We start from the raw sequence: 18,248 nt of genomic DNA on the forward strand, positions 1-18,248 counted from the left end.
CGTGGCGGAGGCGGAGGGGCGCATGCGATACATATCTCTTTCCGACGGACATCGTGAATTTGCCCGGCAAGCGCCATGCCGCGCCGTGCCGGAACATGCTGGGGGCGCCGATGAAAGCCGCATATGACTCGATGGCGGACCGCGATTTCCGCACGATGATCCAGGTCGACATGCAGATCGCATCCTTCCAGTCAAACTGGACGCATTGCGACTACATCGCCACCTACCTTGCCCGTGTCATCAGCCACAACCGGCCCGATTCGGTGCTGTTTTCGAACCTGTTCTCGTCCGTGCTCAACGAACTGCTGGAGATCACCTTCCGGACCCGCCACAGGACCGGCGCGCTCGCCTGTGCGGTCTCGCGGCACGTTGACACCGACAGGATCGAGATAAGCTTCGCCTGCGGCGCGGAGGAACGCCGCTTCTTCGAAACCAACGTATCGCGGATTCGCAGCGGCGAGGACCTGCGCGCCCGGTATCTGGACTCGCTGTCGGGGGATGTCGGGCCCAGCCGCGAGATGACGCTGCTCGAACTCGCGGTGAACTATCGCGCGACGCTCTCGTTGCGCGCCAACGAGGACGAGACGCTCACGCTCGTCGTCGACCTGCCGCTCGGGGGGCTGGCGAATTGACGACGCACATCTTCAGCTTGTCGGCGCGCTACAGGGCGACCTTCGACCTGAGCAACCAGGAGTTTTCGATCGCCGGGGCGGTTCGTCCCTACATGGTCGACGAGATCGCGCCGAGCCTCGCCCTCCTGAAGGATTCGATCGATCGGGTGCAGGGCCTGTTTTACGTCAACGTCAGGCGCCTGACGCAGATGAACAACACGGCGTTCCATGCTTTCTCGCGGATCATCATCGATTCCTGTCGGATCCGTTCGGACCTCAGATTCGTGATCATCACCTCCAGCGTGGTCGGCTGGACGACGCGGAAGTTCAGCCGGCTGGCCAGCATCGAGCCGAACATCTCGGTCGAGGAGTACGACAACCAGTTCTATCCGGGGCAGAACTTCCTCGAAGAAGGCGGGTTCATCCCGATCCTGCGCACCCAGACCAAGATGACCTGGCGGCATGAGCGCAACATCCTGCCGCGCCACGGCATGCGGCCGGGCATCGTCATGGCCGACATCTGCTGCGGCATCGGCGACTTCGCGCTCCTCGTGCAGAAGGAATTCAAGCCGGCGCGGATCGTGGCGCTCGACCACTCAAAGTCGAGTCTGGCCTATGCGCGCCAGGTCGCTGCCGATTTCGCGGTCAGCGGCGTCGAATACACCTACGGCGACGCCTCGGAGATGCTGCTGGACGACAATCAGTTCGACTTGGTGACGTGCCGGCACTCGCTGCAGATCTTCAACCGGCCGACCCTGATCCTCAAGGAACTCTTCCGCATCTGCAAGCCGGGAGGCAGGGTCTACATCACCAACGAGAAGAACTCGCACTGCCTTGGCGAACCGCGTGCCGAAAGCATACAATGGACCTACAACGAGGTGGCGAAACTGTTCGCGCATTTCGACATGGACGTCGAGTTCGGGCCGAAAAGCCGGCGCTACCTTGCCGACGCCGGCTTCGACGACATTCGCGTCGAGTCCTTCATGGTTACCAATCTCGACGGCGATCCCCAGGATTTCGCCGACGTCATCGCGGCATGGGAAGAGGTCTATGCGGGAGAGATGGCGGTGCAGCGCGGCGACACGCCGGAATTCATCAGCCGGTTCCGGCAGGGATTCCGCGACCACATCTTCGCCGCCCTGCATCCCAAGGGTTATGCTGGCTGGCCAATCTGGGTGGCCTCGGCAAGGAAGCCGTCATGACCGGCGATAGCGAAGCGAGACCGGCCTTCGGACTGCGCTCGTTCCGGGCGAAGTTCGTGCTGGTCGTCGGCGGCGCGGTGCTGTTCGACCTGCTGATGAGCGGCGGGCTGGCGCTGTGGAACGTGCAGCGGCTGTCCGAGGATGCGACGTCCGAGGTCGGGGCGGGTCTCACCGATGCAAACCAGGAGTACATCCGCTCCTATGCCGATTCCACTGCCTCGCGCGTGGACCTTCTGCTCGACCGTGTGCATGCGGACGTAAGCTCGCTGGCCGGCGTCTTGCAGGCGCAGATCGACGATCCCGACCGGCAGAAGGATGTCGGCGCCGCGCTGGCCAGCCAGGCGGCGAATTCCGTGCAGGTGACGTACAATCCGCAAGGAGGCTGGGCGCAGAACCTTCCCGGCGCGTCGTCCGTCGTCAGCGTCTGGGGTTATCTGCTCGGTCCGGATCACAAGCCGCTGCCTGCCGTTCAGGAGGACATCGACAACAGCGCCGTGCTCGATCTGGTCGCGCCGAGCCTGCTGACCACCGGCTCCTCCAAGCTGCAGATGTATTACATTGGCCCGAAGGAGCATCCGATCTTCAGGACCGCGCCCTACACCGACCAGGCCCAGACCTTCGACCGCCTCTATCCTGGCCACAACAGTTCGGAGTTCTGGGAGTTCTTCTTCCCTGGCGTCTACGGCTCGTGGGAACAATGGGCCGCCAATCCGTCGTCTCGCGTCGTCAAGGACGACGTCATCACCCAGACGGCGCCCTACACCGACGCCATCACCGGCAAACTGATCGTCAGTTTTTTCCACCCATTGTGGACCGCCGACCGCAAGGGTGTGGCCGGCGCGGCCGGCGCGGACATCACGCTCGACCAACTCGCGGAGGTGGTCGAGAGCGTCAGGATCGCCGAGAGCGGCTTCGGCTTCCTGACGATGTCGAACGGCAACGTCGTCGCCATCAATCCCAAAGGCGAGGCGACCATCGGCCTGGTGTCGTCGAGCGACAGTGCGGGCGAGGGTGTCACGGGCCTCGAGCGCTCGCTCGCCAAGAGCACCCAGCCAGCGATCGCCTCGCTCGCGCTCGACCAGGACAATGACGGGGTCGTCCAGCATATCCTGCTGCGCGAGGGCGACGAGGACGTCCCCTATATTGTCGTGCTGAAGAAACTGAAGCCAACCAACCTGTGGACGTCGGGGCCGGTCGAGGCGCAGGCGATGTCGCTCGGCATCGTCGTGCCCGAACGCGAGATCTATGCATCACTGTTCGCCGCGCAGGAGAGTATCTCCAAGGCGACCGACCGCATCCTGCTCTACCAGCTCATCGCTATCGTCGTGTCGCTGCTGATCGTGTTCGCGGCGGTGTTCGGGCTGTCGAAGCGCATCACGGCGGGGCTGAGCGCGCTGGCCGGCGCGGCGCGCCGGCTCCAGAACAAGGACTACTCCGTGCGCGTCAACATCCCGACCCGGGACGAGGTCGGCGAGGTCGGCGTGGCCTTCAACCGCATGGCCGAGGAAATCAGCTACCATACCGAGAACCTCGAACGGCTGGTGGATGCGCGTACGCGCGACCTCGAAAGTGCCAACAAGGAAATCTCGACGCTGAATGACAAGTTGCGCGACGAGAACGTCCGCCTTGGCGCCGAACTGGAGGTCGCGAAGCATATCCAGATGATGGTGCTGCCGAAGGGAAGCGAGCTGGAGGCCGTGCCGGGGATGGAAATCGCCGCTTACATGCGCCCCGCCGACGAGGTCGGAGGCGACTACTACGATGTGCTGCAGGACGGCCGCAAGCTGAAGATCGGGATTGGCGACGTGACCGGCCATGGGCTGGAAAGCGGTGTGCTGATGCTGATGGTGCAGTCTGTGGCGCGTGCCTTGCAGGAGACGGGCGAGGCCAATCCGCTGCAATTCCTCGATCGCCTGAACCGCGCCATCTTCAAGAACCTGGAACGCACCAATTCCGACAAGCACCTGTCGCTGGCCTTCCTCGACTATGAGGATGAGCGGTTGGTACTGTCCGGTCAGCACGAGGAGGTGCTGGTGGTGCGCGCCGACGGGGACGTCGAGCGGATCGACACGATGGACCTTGGGCTGCCGATCGGGCTGGAGCAGGACATTTCTCCCTTCGTGGCAACACGCAACATCCCCTTCGTCAGCGGCGACGTGGTGGTTCTGCACACCGACGGCGTGACCGAGGCGGAAGGTGCGCGCGGCGAGCTTTTCGGACTGGAACGACTTTCCAAGAGCGCGGTGCGGCGCCACGGCGCAAGCGCCGAGGAGATCAAGGATGGTATCGTCGAGGATCTCATGGCGCATATCGGGACGCGCAAGATCCACGACGACATCACGCTGGTTGTGATGAGGCACAGGTAACGATGACCACTTTGTTCGGCCCCGCCGATATCGCGATCGGCATGAACGACAGCATCAGCAGGGTGCGGCTGTTCGATGGTCCGCTCGACCTGAAATGGCACCACTGCGCGACTACGTCGGACTTCATCGCGGACATCTTCGCGTTGCCGTTCCAGACGTCTCGCAACGACTACAAAGAGATTCGTCACAACATCGGCTATCTCGTAAACGAGCTGATCGAGAACGCGGTCAAGTTCCGCCAACCGGGCGAGATCATGATCGAGGCATCCATGGACCAGCAGAATTTCAAGGTGAAGGTATCGAACGTCGTCAACGACCAGACGGCAACCGCTTTCCAGGCACTGCTGTCCGAGATCACCATTGGCGACCCCGGCGATCTCCTGATCAGCCGGATCGAAGCCAACGCCGCCGATCCGGACGCGTCCGGGTCGGGCCTTGGGCTGCTCACCCTGATGAGCGACTACGGCGTACGCCTTGCGTGGATCTTCAGCCCGGTGGACGTCGGGGACCAGGTGCATGTAGAGACATTCGCCACGATCCCGATATCGCAGTCGCATTAGCAGGAGGCTGAACCCGAACATGGAAATCAAGACCGATGACTATCGTGTCTGGACAGAGGCCAGCGATATCCATTTCGAGGGCGCCATGCGGCTTTCGGGTTCGGACGCCTACGCGCCGATCATGACGCTGATGACCGGCATCCTGGCGGCGAAGCCGCCTGCCATCACGCTCGACCTGACTGACCTGGAGTTCCTGAACTCCTCCGGCATCAATCTTCTGGCAAAATTCACCATCGAAGTCCGAAAGCAGCCCGAGGTGCAACTGGTCGTGAAGGGAAGCGCCGAACTGCCCTGGCAGAACAAGTCCCTGCCGAACCTGAAGAAGCTGCATCCGGCGGTGTCGCTGCAGATCGATTGACGCCGGCGTCTTTCCCGGCGCGGACAGGATAAGCCGCGCGGTCAGGCTCCTCCCGGCACGAATATGTAGCCCACGCCCCGCACCGTCCTGATCGATTGCGGCTCGTCAGGAGACAACTCGATCTTCTTGCGCAGGCGCGCAATCCTGGTGTCGATGGAACGGTCGAACGGATCCAGTTCGCCATCGCCGGCCAGGCCAAGCAGTTGGTCGCGCGACAGGACGCGGTTCGGGTTGCGTGCGAAGGCCTGCAGCAGCTCGAATTCCATCGCGGTGACGGCGATCTCCTTGCCGTCGGCCGAATAGAGCTTCGCCTTACGCACATCGAAGATGCAACGTCCGAAACGCATCTCCGTATTGGCCGTGGCCGTCGGCTCGTTGGCCGATGCGCGCCTCAGCACACTGCGCACGCGGGCGAGAAGCTCACGAAGGTCGAAGGGCTTGGTCACGTAGTCGTCGGCCCCGATCTCCAAACCGTTCACGCGATCCGCGGTTGTCCGGCTAGCGGTCAGCATGACGATGCCGACAGGTCCCCGGCTCCGCAGATATTTGGCGATGGCGAGACCGTCTTCGTTGGGCATGTTGATATCGAGGAGGACGACGTCGGCGGGCTTTTCCGCCAGAAGAGCGCGCAGCGACGCACCGCCGTCGACGGCGGAGACCGCGTATCCGTGGCGCGAGAGATACTCCTGCACCATGTCGCGGATGTCAGCCTCATCGTCGACGACTACGACATGGGCAGGGCCGGGCATCAGGGTCCTCTCCGGATGATCGATGAACGGTCGCCAGGCGCGCCGTCCCGGTTTTGCCCGGACGGGACAAAGAGATATCGCGGCAGGCAATCGTCCGGCAAGAGGGTGCGTGGCGTCGCCGCGCGGAATGACCGGCGATCCTCCTTTCATCCCGCCTGACGGGACTGTTCCGCCAGGGCGGCGATCGCCTCGCGGATCGCCTCGCGCGTGAAGGGCTTCTCGACGACCGGCCTGCGCGCCCGTTCGAGGAAGCGCGCCGCCGAGCTGCCGAGGGTGTCGCCGGTGACGAAGACAAAGCGGCTCGCTACTTCGGGAGTTTTCTCCCGCGCCCAGTCGAAGAGGGCGGGACCGTCGGTGTTCGGCATCCTCAGGTCGCAGAAGACCGCGTCGAAAGCGGTTTCGGTCATGGCCCGCTTGGCGCTGGCGCCGTCCTCCACGGTGGTGACGGCAAATCCCTCGATCTCGAGGAACACGGCGACCATTTCGGCGACATCCGGTTCGTCGTCGACGACCAGCGCGGTGCGGCCGACGCCGCCCTTCGGGAATTGCGCCTGGCTTCCCTCCGGCTCGGTTCCAGTGCAGATCTCGACGGGCAAGCGCAAGCGGAAATGCGCGCCGTCCGCGCTGTCGAGCAATTCCAACTGCCCATTGTGGGCATGCACCACGCCCAGTGAAAAAGCCAGGCCGATGCCGGTGCCCACGCCCAGTGGCTTGGTGGTGAAGAACGGATCGAAGATGCGGCTGCGGATCTCCTGCGGCACGCCGGGCCCGTTGTCGGAGATCGATATCTCGACGCCGTTGCCGACACGCGCCGTTTCGATGACGATACGCCGCGGCTCCGGTATTTCCTGCAGCGCCTGCTGGGCGTTGACGATCAGGTTGTAGAGAACCTGATGCATCTGGTCGGGATCGACTTCGAGGGAGGGCAGGCCTTCGGCGAGCCGACTGGTGACCTCGACGCCGGCGGTTCGCAAGCCGTAGCTGGCGATATCCAGCGCGGCGCGGATCAGGTCGTTTACGTTGATGCTGCGGCGTTCGGGGTGGCGCTCGCGCGCCATGGCGAGGAAGGTCTGGACGATGCGGGCGCAGCGGTCGGCGGCGCGCCTGATCTTGCCGGCGCGGTCCGCATGCGCCGTGCCGGTCAGTTCCTCCTCGAGCATGAGCGCCTGGCCGACCACCACCGCCAGCGGGTTGTTGAGCTCGTGCGAGACGCCGGCGAGCAGCGAACCCAGCGCGTTGAGCCGTTCGCTCTGGGCAAGCGCCTCGCGCGAGCGTGCGAGTTCGGCCTCGGCCGCCCTCGTTGCCGTCAGGTCGAGGATGCTGCCGACGATCACCGGCTGTCCGTCCATCTCGATATGGCGCCAGCTCAGCGAGGCCGGGAAAACCGATCCGTCGAGGCGCCGGAACTGCGCCTCGATTCCGTCGGCGCGGGGCAATTCGCGCGACATGGCGTTGATACGCCGGTACTCGTCGCGGCCGGCGAACCAGCGGTGCTGCAGGAAACGTTCCTCGTCGTCGGGACCGACGCCCATCATGTCGCGGAAGGCTGGATTGGCGATGATCAGTTGGTTGTGCGGATCGATGAAGACGACCGGCACCGGGTGATGATGGGTCACTTCGCGAAAGCGGCGCTCGCTGTCGGCCAGCCGCTCGGCCGCGCGCTTCTGCTCGGTGATGTCGATGTCGAAGCCGCCGATGCGCGCCTGCTGCTGGTCTGCCCACTGGACCGGGAAACGAACCACCAGGCTCCATGCGTAGTCGACCGCATTGCTGAGAAACTCCTCGACCGCGACGGGCTGGCCGGTCGACAGCACCCGCCGGTCGTTCTCCGCGATCATCCCGGCTTCCTCCTCACCGAAGATGTCGGCGGCCGACAGTCCGATCGCCTCCTCGGCCGGACGGCCGAAGACCTTTGTCATCTCCGGATTGGCCATCACGTAGCGGCCGTCCGTGTCCTTCAGGTACATGCCGATCGGGGCATGCTTCATGAAGGCAGCGAACCGCGCCTGGGTGGCGCGCAGGGCGGCGTCGGCGGCATAACGCTCCGAAAGGTCGCGCAGGCTGGCGGTGAAGAAACGCCGGCTGCCGTTCCATGCCTCGGTGATGGCAAGCTCGACCGGGAATTCCGACCCGTCGGCGCGCATCGCGGTCTGTTCGATGCGGCGGCCGAGCAGACCTGGCGCGCCCCCGGCGAGATAGGCTGCGTGGCCGGTCGAATTCGCGTTGCGCAGACGCGGCGAAATGATGAGTTCGGAAATCTCCCTGCCCATGGCCTGCGCCCGCGAATAACCGAAGGTCGCTTCGGCTGCCGGGTTGAACTCCACGACGTGGCCGTTTTCGTCGATGACGATGATGCAGTCGAGAGAAGAACGGATCACCGAGGCGAGGATCGCGTCGGCGGAATCGGCGGTGGAGTCGAATTGCTGCAAAACCGGGCTCCTCCCTCCGCTGCGCTCGAAGCCGGGATGTCTTCGAAGCTCCGTGCCGTCACGAGTCGACGCCTAACTGGCACAAATGTGCCCGCCTCGCAAAATTCCCGTGAGGCGATCGTCGTTGGCAGTCTACCCCGGACGGGTTTCAGCCAAAAGGGTGCCGCACCTTGCCCGCAGCGACCGCTTGCGATAACTGGAGTATGATACTCATGTAAAAAGAGGTGGTCATGCTCACCGCGACCGCGCGCTGCCAAACCCCGCACGCCGACAAGTACATCCAGCAGCTCTGCAAACATTTCGGCCACAAGATCGAGGCCAGCTATGCCGACGGGCACGGCGAATGCCGTTTTTCCTGCGGCACGGCAAAAATGGACGCCGACACCGAAAACCTCGACATCGAGGTGGAGGCGGCCGATGCGGAGGGGCTGAAGGACACCAAGCACGTCATCGAATCGCACCTCATCCGCTTCGCCTTCCGCGAGAACCTCCAGCCGCTCGCCTGGCAGGGCTGATGCCGATGCGGTCGTTCGGATGGCTGCCCGCCGGCTGGGCGCGGGCCGGGCTCGTCCTGGCGGCGATGGCGCTGATGACCGCCGGCGCAATGGCTGCCGAGATCGACACTGCACGGGGCAAGGTGACTGTCGACACGCCGCCGCGAAGGCTCGCGGTGTTCGACATCGCCGCCATCGATACGCTGGACAGTCTTGGCGTGAAGATCGCTGGCGTCCCGGAAAAACTCTACGTGCCGGAACTCGACCGGCTGAAGGAGGGCGCGGAGGCCGTCGGCACGATTTTCGACCCCGATCTCGAGGCGTTGAGCGCCCTGGCGCCGGATCTCATCATCGTCGGCGGGCGCTCTTCGCCGCAACTGGAAGCCGCCGCTAGAGTCGCGCCGACTATCGACATGACCATTCAGGGCGACGATCTCATCGCCGAGGCGAAGGCGCGGCTCGCCGCCTATGGCGCGCTGGCGGGCAAGGAGACCGAAGCGGCAAGACTGGCGGACGAGCTGGACGCCGCGGTAGCCAGGACCCGCGCGGCGGCCGAGGGAAAAGGCAAGGCGCTGATCCTGATGACCAGCGGTCCGAAAGTGACCGCCTATGGCGAAGACTCCCGCTTCGGCTGGGTGCACGAGGCGCTCGACATCCCTCCGGCGGTGACGGACGTCGAGGCTGCGACGCATGGCGAGGCGGTGTCCTTCGAATTCATCCGCGACGCCAATCCCGACTGGCTGATCGTCGTCGACCGCGCGGCGGCGATCGGTTCGGGCGAGGCCAACGCCAAGGCGACGCTCGACAACGAACTGGTCGCCGAAACCACGGCGTGGAAGAACGGAGATGTGGTCTACCTGCCGGCCGCCGACTTCTACATCGCGGCAGGCGGCATCGGCGCGACGACGCGTGTGCTGGAGACGCTTCGAGCCGCCTTTTCGAAGCCGCAATGACGGTTGTTTCCGTTGGTCGTCCGGATGGTGTGCTGAGGGCTGCCGGGCTCGCCGGCCTGCTCGCACTGACCTTGGCCAGCCTGTTCGTCGGCGTCGGCGCGCTTTCACCCAAAACCCTGTTCTCGGACCCCGAGGCGCTGCGGCTGATGATGGTCAGCCGGCTGCCGCGCACGTTGGCCGCTCTGCTCGCCGGCAGCGCGCTGGCTATTGCCGGGCTGGTGATGCAGACGCTGGCGCGCAACCGCTTCGTCGAGCCCGCTACGGCGGGCACGGCGCAGTCGGCGGCGCTCGGCATCCTGCTCGTCACCGTGCTGTGGCCGGAAGCGCCGCTCGGTTGGAAGGCTGCCGTCGCGTCCCTGGCAGCGTTGGCCGGCACGTCGGTCTTCCTGGCGCTGGTCCACAAACTGCCGCCGACGCAGCCGTTTCTGGTGCCGCTGTTCGGCATCGTCTATGGCAGCGTGGTCGGCGCCGCTGCCACCTTCGCGGCCTGGCGGCTCGATCTGCTGCAATATCTGGAAATCTGGACCACCGGCGAATTCTCCGGGATCCTGCGCGGCCGCTACGAGCTTTTGTGGATCGCCGGCGCGCTGGTGGCGCTTGCCTGGTGGACCGCCGACCGCCTGACGATCCTGTCGCTCGGCCGCGACGTCGGCGTCGGGCTCGGTCTGAACTACGCGGCGGTGCTGCGGCTGGGGCTGGTCATCGTCTCGGCCGTCACCGCGCTGACGGTTGTCGTGGTCGGCATCATACCCTTCGTCGGGCTGGTCGCCCCGAACCTGATCTCGCGTTTTGCCGGCGAGAACCTGCGTCACACCTTGCCGTGGGTGGCGGGTACAGGCGCCGCGCTGGTGCTTTCCTGCGACATCATCGGACGGCTGATCCGCTTTCCCTACGAGATTCCAGTGGGAACGGTGCTCGGCGTCGTCGGTGCGGCGCTGTTCCTCGCCCTGTTGTTTGTCCGGCGCGCCGATGGCTGAGGCCGTGACGTTTCCGGAAGCCGGGCGAGCGAACCGTGGGCTGGCGCTGACGGGTGCCGCGGCGCTGCTCGCCTGCGCCGCCTACATGACGGTCGGCTTGCGTGGCGACCTCGCGCTGGTGCTGGAATTGCGGGTGACGCGGTTGACGGCGATGGTCGTCGTCGGCGTGGCGGTGGCGGTGTCGACCGTAGTGTTCCAGACCGTCTGCGCCAACCGCATCGTCACCCCTTCGATCATGGGCCTCGATGCGCTCTACGTGTTCTGCCAGACGGCTCTGGTCTTTTTGCTGAGCGGCTTTGGTTTCGCCGGCATAGACCCGCGCCTGCAATTTTTCGGCAATTTTTTTGTCATGACCGGTCTCGCGCTTGCGCTGTTCCTGCCGATGCTCGGCCGGCGCCTCGATCTCGGCCTGCTGCTGCTGACCGGCGTCGTGCTCGGCGTGCTGTTCCGCTCGCTGTCGGTGCTATTGGCGCGGCTGATCGATCCCAACGCCTTCGCCGTGCTGCAAGGCGCGGTATTCGCCAGCTTCAGCCGGACCCGGCCGGATCTGCTGCTGGTGGCCGGGCTGATCGCGGCAGCGGGCACGGTGGTAGTCTGGCGGATGCGGCATGTTCTCGACGTGATCGCGCTCGGCCAGGACGCGGCGACCGGGCTTGGCGTCGCCTGGCGGCGGACGGCGGCGTGGCTGCTGGTGCTGGTCGCAGCGCTTGTGGCGGCGGCGACGGCGCTGGTCGGGCCGATGGCGTTTCTCGGCCTGCTGGTCGCCTCGTTGGCCGATCGCATCGCCGGCACCGGCAGGCATGCCGTGCTGTTGCCGACCGCCGCGTTGGTGGGGGTGGTCGTGTTGGTCGGCGGCCAGACGCTGCTGCAGCACGGGCTGGGCGGCGAGGGCACGCTCGGCATCGTCGTCGAATTCGTCGGCGGCGTCGTCTTTCTCTCGATGCTTTTTGCAGGGGCGCGGCGGTGATCGACATATCCGACGTGTCGCTGACGCTCGGCGGCAGCCTGATCCTGGACCATGTCGGGCTGACGCTGCCGAAAGGCGGGGTGACCGCGCTGGTCGGCCCCAACGGCGCCGGCAAATCCAGCCTGCTGTCGCTGATCGCCCGGCTGCGGCCGCTGCAGACGGGCCGCATCACGGTGGACGGGCTGCCGGTCGACACGACGCCGACGCGCCAACTGGCGAAGGTGATGGCGATCCTGCGCCAGGATCCCGGCGTGGCCAGCCGGCTGCGTGTCGCCGAGTTGGTGGGGTTCGGCCGCTTCCCGCACAATGGCGGACGGCTGACGGCGGAGGATCGCCGGATCGTCGCGGAAACGCTGGAACAATTCGACCTGACCGGATTGGCCTCGCGCTTCATCGACACGCTGTCGGGCGGACAGCGGCAGCGGGCGCTGGTGGCGATGACCTTCTGCCAGGGCACGGACTACATCCTGCTCGACGAGCCGCTGAACAATCTCGACATGTTCCATGCGCGCGAACTGATGCGGACGCTGCGGGTCATGGCCGACGGGCACGGCAAGACGGTGCTAGTGGTGCTGCACGACATCAACCATGCCGCCGCTTATGCCGACCGCATCGTGGCGATGAAAGACGGCCGAATCGCCGCATCGGGCGAGACCGCGGCGATCATAAGGCCGGACATTCTGGAAGCGGTGTTCGGCTTCCCGATGCGGGTCGAAACCCTAGCCGGAAGGCTCACGGTGCTGCACCACGCGTGAGCGCGCCCATGAACCGCTTCGCCAAAGAGCGTAGCAGTTCCAATGGCTTGCATAAACTGGATTTTTCTTATCAAGTTTATTGCCGCAGCGCAACCGATGCGTTATGGCAGATGTAGTCGTGTGTTTGACACCGGCCCGTGGGCACTGTCATCAAGGGGAAAATCAGGCGATGTCATCCGATCTTTTGCGCGTGCTGACGGTCAGCACCGCGATGTCCATTTTTGTCTGCCCGGCGGCCTTTGCGCAGTCGGCTCCCGCGCAAGATGCCGAGGCCGGGGCGGCAGCAACCGAGGAGAAGAAGGAGGATGGCGAAACCAGCGCCGACGGCACGACGCAGCTCGATCCCATCGTTCTCGACGTCGGTGCGGGCGCGCCCGCCTCGGCCGGCACCAACCTGATCACCATCGGTCCCGAGGAGATCGCCCGCAAGGCCCCGAGGGACCTGCGCGAGCTGTTTTCGGGCGAGCCGCAGATCGCGGTCGGCGGAGCCATTCCCAGCACGCAGAAGATCTATGTCAACGGCGTCGACGAGAACAATCTGGCGGTGACGGTCGACGGCTCGCGGCAGAACAACAAGGTGTTCCACCACAACGGCACCTATCTGGTCGACCCGGCGCTGCTGAAGGCGGTGTCGGTGCAGGCGGGCGTCGCGCCGGCCGATGCCGGTCCCGGCGCGCTTGCCGGCTCGCTCGGCTTCGAGACCAAGGACGCCGTCGACCTGCTGGAGCCCGGCCGCAATTTCGGAGGCTTCGTCACCGGCATCTGGGACACCAACAGCGAGACCTACACGACCGGCCTCGCCGCCTTCGGCCAGAAGGACGGCTTCGAGTTCCTCGGCTACATCAACTATAGCAATGGTGGCAATTTCACCTCTGGCGATGGCGAGGAGATGCTGGGCACAGGCACGAACCTGCTTAGCGGCCTGGGCAAGATCGCGTACGAAAGCCTCGAAGGTCATCGTTTCGAACTCAGCCACGAGCGGGTGCGCGACGACGACCTGCGGCCCTATCGCGCCAATGTCTACATCAATCTCGGTAACGAGCCGAAGACCCGCAACTATGACCTGAACCGGCAGAACACGGTCTTCACCTACACCGATACCTCGCCGGAGGGCTGGTGGGACCCCAAGATCGTCCTGGCCTACAGCAAGACCGATCTCGAAACGGAAGTGTACAGCCGCCGGGGGCCGGAAATCTCCGGACCGGCACAAGGCGACACGAGCAGCTTCAACGGCAAGGTCGAGAACCGGTTCACGTTCGATATGGGGAACGTGATAGCGGGCTTCGACTTCTTCAACGACAAGGCGAAGCTGGAGTCGCGCTTTCCCGGCTTCTTCGAGTTTGCCGATGAGCGCGCTACCAATGTCGGCCTCTATGCCCAGGCTCGACTGGAGCCGTCGGATCGCGCACGCATTTCGTTTGGCGGCCGCGCCGACCACCAGTGGTTTACTGGTGTCGACGATTCCGACTGGACTAATGCCGGCCTGAGCGGCAACATTTCCGGCGAATACGATATTGTGCCCGAGTTCCTGATGGTGAAGGCCGCGACCTCGCATGTGTGGGGCGGCGTTCCTCTGGCGGAGAACTTTATCCAGAACCCGCTCTGGACCTACGGCGACGACGGTCCGGAGCCGGTAACGTCGAACAACTACACGGCCGGTCTGGAGGCGCGCTACAACGGCTTCACGTTTGAGGCGAACGTGTTTCGCACCGATATCAACGGTGCGCGCCTGCCGTCCTACGGCCCGGCTCCTTATGTTCCCGGTCTCACATCCCTCCGCACGCGGGACGTTGCCTCCAAGGGCTGGGAGATCGGTGGGCGCTACGACTGGGATGCGGCCTTCGTCAGCGTGAAATATGCAGACGTCAGCGCGGATGTCCGGTCCGCCGAAGGCGATGGATACGCCGACTCCGAAGTCGGACGCTATCTGACGACCCCTCTAGGCCAGATCATCATGATCGGCGCCGGCTACACGTTCGAAGATTGGGGCGTCAGGGTCGGCGGCGACATCGAGATCGCGCTCAAGAACGAGGATGTTTCGTTCCGCCATCCAAGCGATAGCGGGAGCCCGAAGGTAGACTATCTTCCTGGCTACGAGGTGGTGAACGCCTATCTGGAATGGACGCCGCCTTCCAGGCCGGATTTCACGCTGCGGCTCGACGCCCTCAACATATTCGACGAGAATTATACGGATCGCGCCGCCTACGGCCAGGATTTCGAGGGCGTTGATCCGCATTACGATCCGGGCCGCTCGTTCCGTATGACAGCGACGGCGCGGTTCTGAGGCATCGAAACATAAAAGAAAGCCGGCGCGGATGGTGGTCCGCGCCGGCTTTCTTCGCGTTCGTGGACTCGAGCCGTCGGCCTCAAGCCGCGCCGGCGCGGACCGGTGCCTCGCGGTCGGCTCTCAGCAGGCGCAAATTGCGCGCGTCGTTGGCCAGCACGTTGAAACAGTCGCCGCCGAACCATTCCAGCGAGGCGTCGACATCGTCGCGCTCGAACAACTCGTCGAGGAACTTTAGATAGTTCAGCGCACCGTCGAACAGCGGCGTCATGCCGATGCGCTTTCCCGCCGCGGCATAGACGTTGGATGGCTCGAACACGCCGAGATCGGCGCGCGAGCGCACGTTCTTCAGGTGATAGTGCCGGATATGCGGCAGCAGGGCGCGGTGCGCGTCAAGCGGATCGTCGCCGCCTTCCCACACATGCAGCGTGTCGAAATTGACCGCCAGCGCCGCGTGGTCGACCTCCTCGATCAGGCGCTGCGTCGAGGCCAGCGTGTCGGCCAGGGTGCCGGGATGCGTCTCGACCAGGATCTTGCAGCCCTTGTCCTCGGCGATGCGGCAGGCGTCCTTCAGCCGCGCCGACAGGCGCCAGCGCGCCTCGGGCGAGGTGTCGCGGCTGCCGGCCTTTCCCGCGAAGGTGCGCACTTTTTTCGCACCCCAGCGGTTGGCGAGGCGGCAGAGGTCGGCCGTGGCGTGGCGCAGCGTGGCCAGATCGTCGTCGAGCGGCAGGTAGTCGCTGAGCATCGGCACCGACAGGCCGAAGCCGGCCATCCAGGCGGCGTCGCGGTCGGTGAGATGCTGCATGTTGCGGGCATGCGCGGCCCACAGCTCGATGCCCTGGAAACCATTGGCCGCCGCCCAGCGGGCAATATCCTCCAGCGACAACAGGTGGTGGCGGAAGGTGATGGTGCAGAGCGACAGCCTCATGCCACGGCCTCCTCGATGTCGTGGCACGGCGCATGCAGCAGCCCGCGCGAATCGCACCAGACGCGGTAGGTCTGCGCCAGCCGGCGCTTCAGGTCGCGCTCCAAGGCGTCCAGCGCATCGAGTTTATCGAAGACCGGCTGGGTGAGCGCCTCGTCGCCGGTCTGGCCGAGTTTCATCACAGCATAGTGCAGCGCCTTGAACTCCTGGATCAGAGCCTCGATGTCGTCGCAGATCACGTCGAACTCGGCGTTCGACAATTGCAGCGAACGCCAGAAGAACGCGAAACCGTGCTCCAGCGCGTATTTGCGGATGGAGATGACCGGCAGTTCGCGCAGCGCCGCCGGCAGGTCGGCGAGCGTCACGCCGCTGCGGCCCTCGACATGCGCGCGCACGGTGTCGCGCGCGGCACTGGTCAAAAGGTTCTCGTCCTGATGGAAGCAGGCGAGGAAATAGTCGCGCAGGGCGATCGGCGAGGGGGCATGGACCTCTGCTGCGTCGAAGATGAAGCCGCCGCCCACCGTCGGCTGCATGATGGCGTTGACAACCTTTGCCTTTTCGATCCGGCCTTCCCAGCGGAAGTCCGGGTCGAGCACCATCCAGACGTCGGGGTCTTCCGTTTCTTCCAGCATCAGATAATGCGGGAACGGGTTCTGGTTGAACTTGTTCTCGCGCTCCGGCAAGTGGAAGAGGTCGAGCATGACCATCAGGAACTCGCTCGGCTTCTTGCCGCGCAGCAGTTCCAGCATGGTCGAAAGGTTGTCCTCCTTGCTGGCGTCGGGCCGGTACCACTGGCGGACCTTTGGACCGTAGAGCCGCTCGAACCAGTCGCGGAAGAAATCGTGGCTGATCTCCGGCGTGTGGTAGGCGAGCCGCCAGCGGTCGTCGACGGAAAAGCCCGCGTCCCAGACGCCGAAGAAGAACGGCCGGTGGTCCAGGCTCTTCTGCTTCACCGCGTGGCAGACGCCACTGACGAAGCAGTGGACCTTGATGTCGATATAGTCCTCGCCATGCACGCCGACGCGGTCGGCCGCCTCGCGCTCGGCGCGGGCGAAGCTGAGGTCGCGCGCCGGGCCGGCGGGCCGGTCGCTCGCCGCCGCCGGCTCGGCAAACAGTCTCGCCAGATCGTCGACCGTGTCGAGGTCCTGCCGGCTGATTGCCTCCTCCGGCAGCACGACGCCGTGGTCGAGTTCCAGCGCCAGCATGATTTCCAGGATCAGCACGGAATCGAGGTAGAGATCCTCGTTGAGCCGGGCCGTGGGCGCGAAAGCGTCAATATGAGCGTGATTGAGCTTGTCGCGCAAAATCGTCTCGATGGCGCGGAGAATGTCGTCATGGGTCATCACGCCGCCTCCGTCCGCACCGAGCCTAATTCGCCGGCGCCGTAGCGTGCCGCCACGTCGCGCCGGCTGATCTTGCCGTTGGGCTGGCGCGGAATGCGCTCCACCTGGACGATCTCGGTCGGCATCTGGTGGGCGGCGAGCCGCTCGGCGCACCATTGCCTGAGCTGGGCGCGGTCGAGCGGCTGCTCGGCGCTGAACAGCAGCGCGACACGCTCGCCGGCGAACGCATCCGGCTTGCGGAAGACGACAGCGTCGCCGATGCCGGGCATGCCCATCACCACGTCCTCGACCTCCTTCGGATAGACGTTGAGGCCGGAGACGTTGATGAGGTCGTCGAGGCGCGACAGGAACACCAGCATGTCGTCGTCGCGGCGGTAGCCGAGGTCGCGGGTTTCGACGGCGACGCCGCTGCGCTCGACCGCGATCTCCTTCGGCTCCTCGGCGCTGCCGGGCTCGCGCAGGACAAAACGCGGCAGCACGCGGCCGACCTCGTTGGCCGCCTGCACGTCCGTGTTGATGGCGATGCAGCCGGCTTCCGAGCAGCCATATTGCTGGAACATATGTTTCGACTTTTCCCGGATCGTTCGGAACCAGGGCTCCGGCAGCAGCGTGCCGGAGGTCATGGTGGCGTGGATCTTTTCGCCCGGCGGCAGCAGCCGCGCCAGCGTGTGCAGGATCGCCGGCGACGAGATCAGGTAGGGCCGCTCCGTCTCGCGCAGCTTGCGCAGCAGGAATTTCGGGTTGCCGGTATCGAGGATTTTTGGCGTCAGGCCGCGCTTCAGGGCGACGAGGATTCCGCAGATCAGCCCGTAGGAATGGGTGGTCGGGCAGGCGACCAGCGGCGTCATGTCGCTCGGTTCGGTAAAGAAGGAGACGTAGGTTTCGATCTCGTCCTCGATGTCGCTCCAGGCGCGCGCGATGCATTTCGGCTCGCCCGTGGTGCCCGAACTCATCTGTAGGAGCTGCCCTGTTTCGGAAGCACGCTCCCCGGCAATCGGCTCGCCTTCCAGCCGGTTGTAGAACAGCCAGTTGCACTGTGCGTTCTCGGCCTGGCGGCGCGCGGCGGCATAGGGCGTCGAGGGGTGCAGCGGCAGGATGCTGGCACCGGCGGTGCGGGCGGCGAAAAAGAAGGCCAGCCAGTCCTGCGTTTCGGAAAAGCAGACGGCGAAACGGTCGCCGGCGCGCGCGCCGAGTTGCGCGGCCTCGCCGATGCGCTCTGCGGCGTCGCGGAAATAGCCCTCGTCGAAGATCGTGTCGTTGATCTCGATCATCTTC

General features: G+C 65.0%; 16 protein-coding genes. 11 read left to right on the forward strand and 5 right to left on the reverse strand.

Annotated elements, in window-relative coordinates; all coding sequences use genetic code 11:
* Positions 1–110 precede the first annotated feature (110 nt).
* Genes RB623_RS07365 through RB623_RS07385 form a run of 5 tightly spaced genes read left to right on the forward strand, consistent with a single transcriptional unit; the run spans position 111 to position 5,097 of the window.
* Positions 111–632, forward strand: a complete 522-nt coding sequence (locus RB623_RS07365) for a ubiquinone biosynthesis methyltransferase UbiE (protein WP_308056126.1) — start codon at positions 111–113, stop codon at positions 630–632.
* Positions 629–1,813, forward strand: a complete 1,185-nt coding sequence (locus RB623_RS07370) for a class I SAM-dependent methyltransferase (protein WP_308056127.1) — start codon at positions 629–631, stop codon at positions 1,811–1,813. The genes RB623_RS07365 and RB623_RS07370 overlap by 4 nt, the downstream gene beginning before the upstream one ends.
* Positions 1,810–4,179 (forward strand): SpoIIE family protein phosphatase, encoded by a 2,370-nt coding sequence (locus RB623_RS07375; RefSeq protein WP_308056128.1) that lies wholly within the window; start codon positions 1,810–1,812, stop codon positions 4,177–4,179. The genes RB623_RS07370 and RB623_RS07375 overlap by 4 nt, the downstream gene beginning before the upstream one ends.
* Before the next feature lie 2 nt (positions 4,180–4,181).
* On the forward strand, positions 4,182–4,739 hold the full coding sequence (locus RB623_RS07380) for an ATP-binding protein (RefSeq protein ID WP_308056129.1): 558 nt from the start codon (positions 4,182–4,184) through the stop codon (positions 4,737–4,739).
* A gap of 19 nt (positions 4,740–4,758) precedes the next feature.
* Entirely contained in the window at positions 4,759–5,097 is a 339-nt protein-coding gene (locus RB623_RS07385) for a hypothetical protein (protein WP_308056130.1), read from the forward strand.
* 41 nt (positions 5,098–5,138) lie between these two features.
* On the opposite strand, the gene RB623_RS07390 is transcribed toward RB623_RS07385, so the two are convergent.
* Positions 5,139–5,846 (reverse strand): response regulator transcription factor, encoded by a 708-nt coding sequence (locus tag RB623_RS07390; RefSeq protein WP_308056131.1) that lies wholly within the window; start codon positions 5,844–5,846, stop codon positions 5,139–5,141.
* A 146-nt stretch (positions 5,847–5,992) separates the two neighbouring features.
* Positions 5,993–8,275, reverse strand: a complete 2,283-nt coding sequence (locus tag RB623_RS07395) for a PAS domain S-box protein (RefSeq protein ID WP_308056132.1) — start codon at positions 8,273–8,275, stop codon at positions 5,993–5,995.
* A gap of 230 nt (positions 8,276–8,505) precedes the next feature.
* On the opposite strand from RB623_RS07395, the gene RB623_RS07400 reads away from it, so the two are divergent.
* From RB623_RS07400 to RB623_RS07425, 6 genes are all read left to right on the forward strand, one after another.
* Positions 8,506–8,790 (forward strand): DUF2218 domain-containing protein, encoded by a 285-nt coding sequence (locus RB623_RS07400; protein WP_308056133.1) that lies wholly within the window; start codon positions 8,506–8,508, stop codon positions 8,788–8,790.
* Positions 8,791–8,795: 5 nt separating this feature from the next.
* Positions 8,796–9,722, forward strand: coding sequence for a siderophore ABC transporter substrate-binding protein (locus RB623_RS07405; protein WP_308056134.1), 927 nt, complete (start codon positions 8,796–8,798; stop codon positions 9,720–9,722).
* Complete coding sequence (locus tag RB623_RS07410) at positions 9,719–10,699, forward strand: iron chelate uptake ABC transporter family permease subunit (RefSeq protein ID WP_308056135.1); 981 nt, start codon at positions 9,719–9,721, stop codon at positions 10,697–10,699. The genes RB623_RS07405 and RB623_RS07410 overlap by 4 nt, the downstream gene beginning before the upstream one ends.
* A complete protein-coding gene (locus tag RB623_RS07415) occupies positions 10,692–11,666 on the forward strand; it encodes an iron chelate uptake ABC transporter family permease subunit (protein ID WP_308056136.1) in 975 nt (324 codons plus the stop codon). The genes RB623_RS07410 and RB623_RS07415 overlap by 8 nt, the downstream gene beginning before the upstream one ends.
* Positions 11,663–12,421, forward strand: coding sequence for an ATP-binding cassette domain-containing protein (locus RB623_RS07420; RefSeq protein ID WP_308056137.1), 759 nt, complete (start codon positions 11,663–11,665; stop codon positions 12,419–12,421). The genes RB623_RS07415 and RB623_RS07420 overlap by 4 nt, the downstream gene beginning before the upstream one ends.
* 169 nt (positions 12,422–12,590) lie before the next feature.
* Positions 12,591–14,705, forward strand: a complete 2,115-nt coding sequence (locus tag RB623_RS07425; RefSeq protein WP_308056138.1) for a TonB-dependent receptor domain-containing protein — start codon at positions 12,591–12,593, stop codon at positions 14,703–14,705.
* Positions 14,706–14,787: 82 nt separating this feature from the next.
* Here the strand turns inward: RB623_RS07425 and RB623_RS07430 are convergent, their stop codons facing one another.
* The 3 genes from RB623_RS07430 to RB623_RS07440 are packed head-to-tail and all read right to left on the reverse strand — an operon-like array spanning position 14,788 to position 18,244.
* The gene (locus tag RB623_RS07430) at positions 14,788–15,633 is read right to left on the reverse strand and encodes a sugar phosphate isomerase/epimerase (RefSeq protein WP_308056139.1); all 846 of its coding nucleotides are present in this window, start codon (positions 15,631–15,633) and stop codon (positions 14,788–14,790) included.
* Positions 15,630–16,973: a DUF6005 family protein gene (locus RB623_RS07435; protein ID WP_308056140.1), complete on the reverse strand. Its 1,344-nt coding sequence runs from the start codon at positions 16,971–16,973 to the stop codon at positions 15,630–15,632. The genes RB623_RS07430 and RB623_RS07435 overlap by 4 nt, the downstream gene beginning before the upstream one ends.
* Positions 16,973–18,244 carry an AMP-binding protein gene (locus RB623_RS07440; RefSeq protein ID WP_308056141.1) on the reverse strand — a complete coding sequence of 424 codons (1,272 nt, stop codon included), beginning with the start codon at positions 18,242–18,244 and terminating at the stop codon, positions 16,973–16,975. Before RB623_RS07440 ends, RB623_RS07435 begins: the two co-directional genes overlap by 1 nt.
* Between the last annotated feature and the right edge of the window lie 4 nt (positions 18,245–18,248).

It is taken from the genome of Mesorhizobium sp. LHD-90, from assembly GCF_030929505.1.
In the GTDB taxonomy this organism is placed as follows: Bacteria; Pseudomonadota; Alphaproteobacteria; order Rhizobiales; family Rhizobiaceae; genus Kumtagia.

Excerpts from the sequence above, each read along its gene's own strand:
- RB623_RS07415 (WP_308056136.1), top strand. The coding sequence starts at position 10,692 with ATGGCTGAGGCCGTGACGTTTCCGGAAGCCGGGCGAGCGAACCGTGGG.
- RB623_RS07440 (WP_308056141.1), bottom strand. The coding sequence starts at position 18,244 with ATGATCGAGATCAACGACACGATCTTCGACGAGGGCTATTTCCGCGAC.
- RB623_RS07365 (WP_308056126.1), top strand. The coding sequence starts at position 111 with ATGAAAGCCGCATATGACTCGATGGCGGACCGCGATTTCCGCACGATG.
- RB623_RS07410 (WP_308056135.1), top strand. The coding sequence starts at position 9,719 with ATGACGGTTGTTTCCGTTGGTCGTCCGGATGGTGTGCTGAGGGCTGCC.
- RB623_RS07375 (WP_308056128.1), top strand. The coding sequence starts at position 1,810 with ATGACCGGCGATAGCGAAGCGAGACCGGCCTTCGGACTGCGCTCGTTC.
- RB623_RS07430 (WP_308056139.1), bottom strand. The coding sequence starts at position 15,633 with ATGAGGCTGTCGCTCTGCACCATCACCTTCCGCCACCACCTGTTGTCG.
- RB623_RS07385 (WP_308056130.1), top strand. The coding sequence starts at position 4,759 with ATGGAAATCAAGACCGATGACTATCGTGTCTGGACAGAGGCCAGCGAT.
- RB623_RS07425 (WP_308056138.1), top strand. The coding sequence starts at position 12,591 with ATGTCATCCGATCTTTTGCGCGTGCTGACGGTCAGCACCGCGATGTCC.
- RB623_RS07405 (WP_308056134.1), top strand. The coding sequence starts at position 8,796 with ATGCGGTCGTTCGGATGGCTGCCCGCCGGCTGGGCGCGGGCCGGGCTC.
- RB623_RS07390 (WP_308056131.1), bottom strand. The coding sequence starts at position 5,846 with ATGCCCGGCCCTGCCCATGTCGTAGTCGTCGACGATGAGGCTGACATC.
- RB623_RS07400 (WP_308056133.1), top strand. The coding sequence starts at position 8,506 with ATGCTCACCGCGACCGCGCGCTGCCAAACCCCGCACGCCGACAAGTAC.
- RB623_RS07435 (WP_308056140.1), bottom strand. The coding sequence starts at position 16,973 with ATGACCCATGACGACATTCTCCGCGCCATCGAGACGATTTTGCGCGAC.
- RB623_RS07380 (WP_308056129.1), top strand. The coding sequence starts at position 4,182 with ATGACCACTTTGTTCGGCCCCGCCGATATCGCGATCGGCATGAACGAC.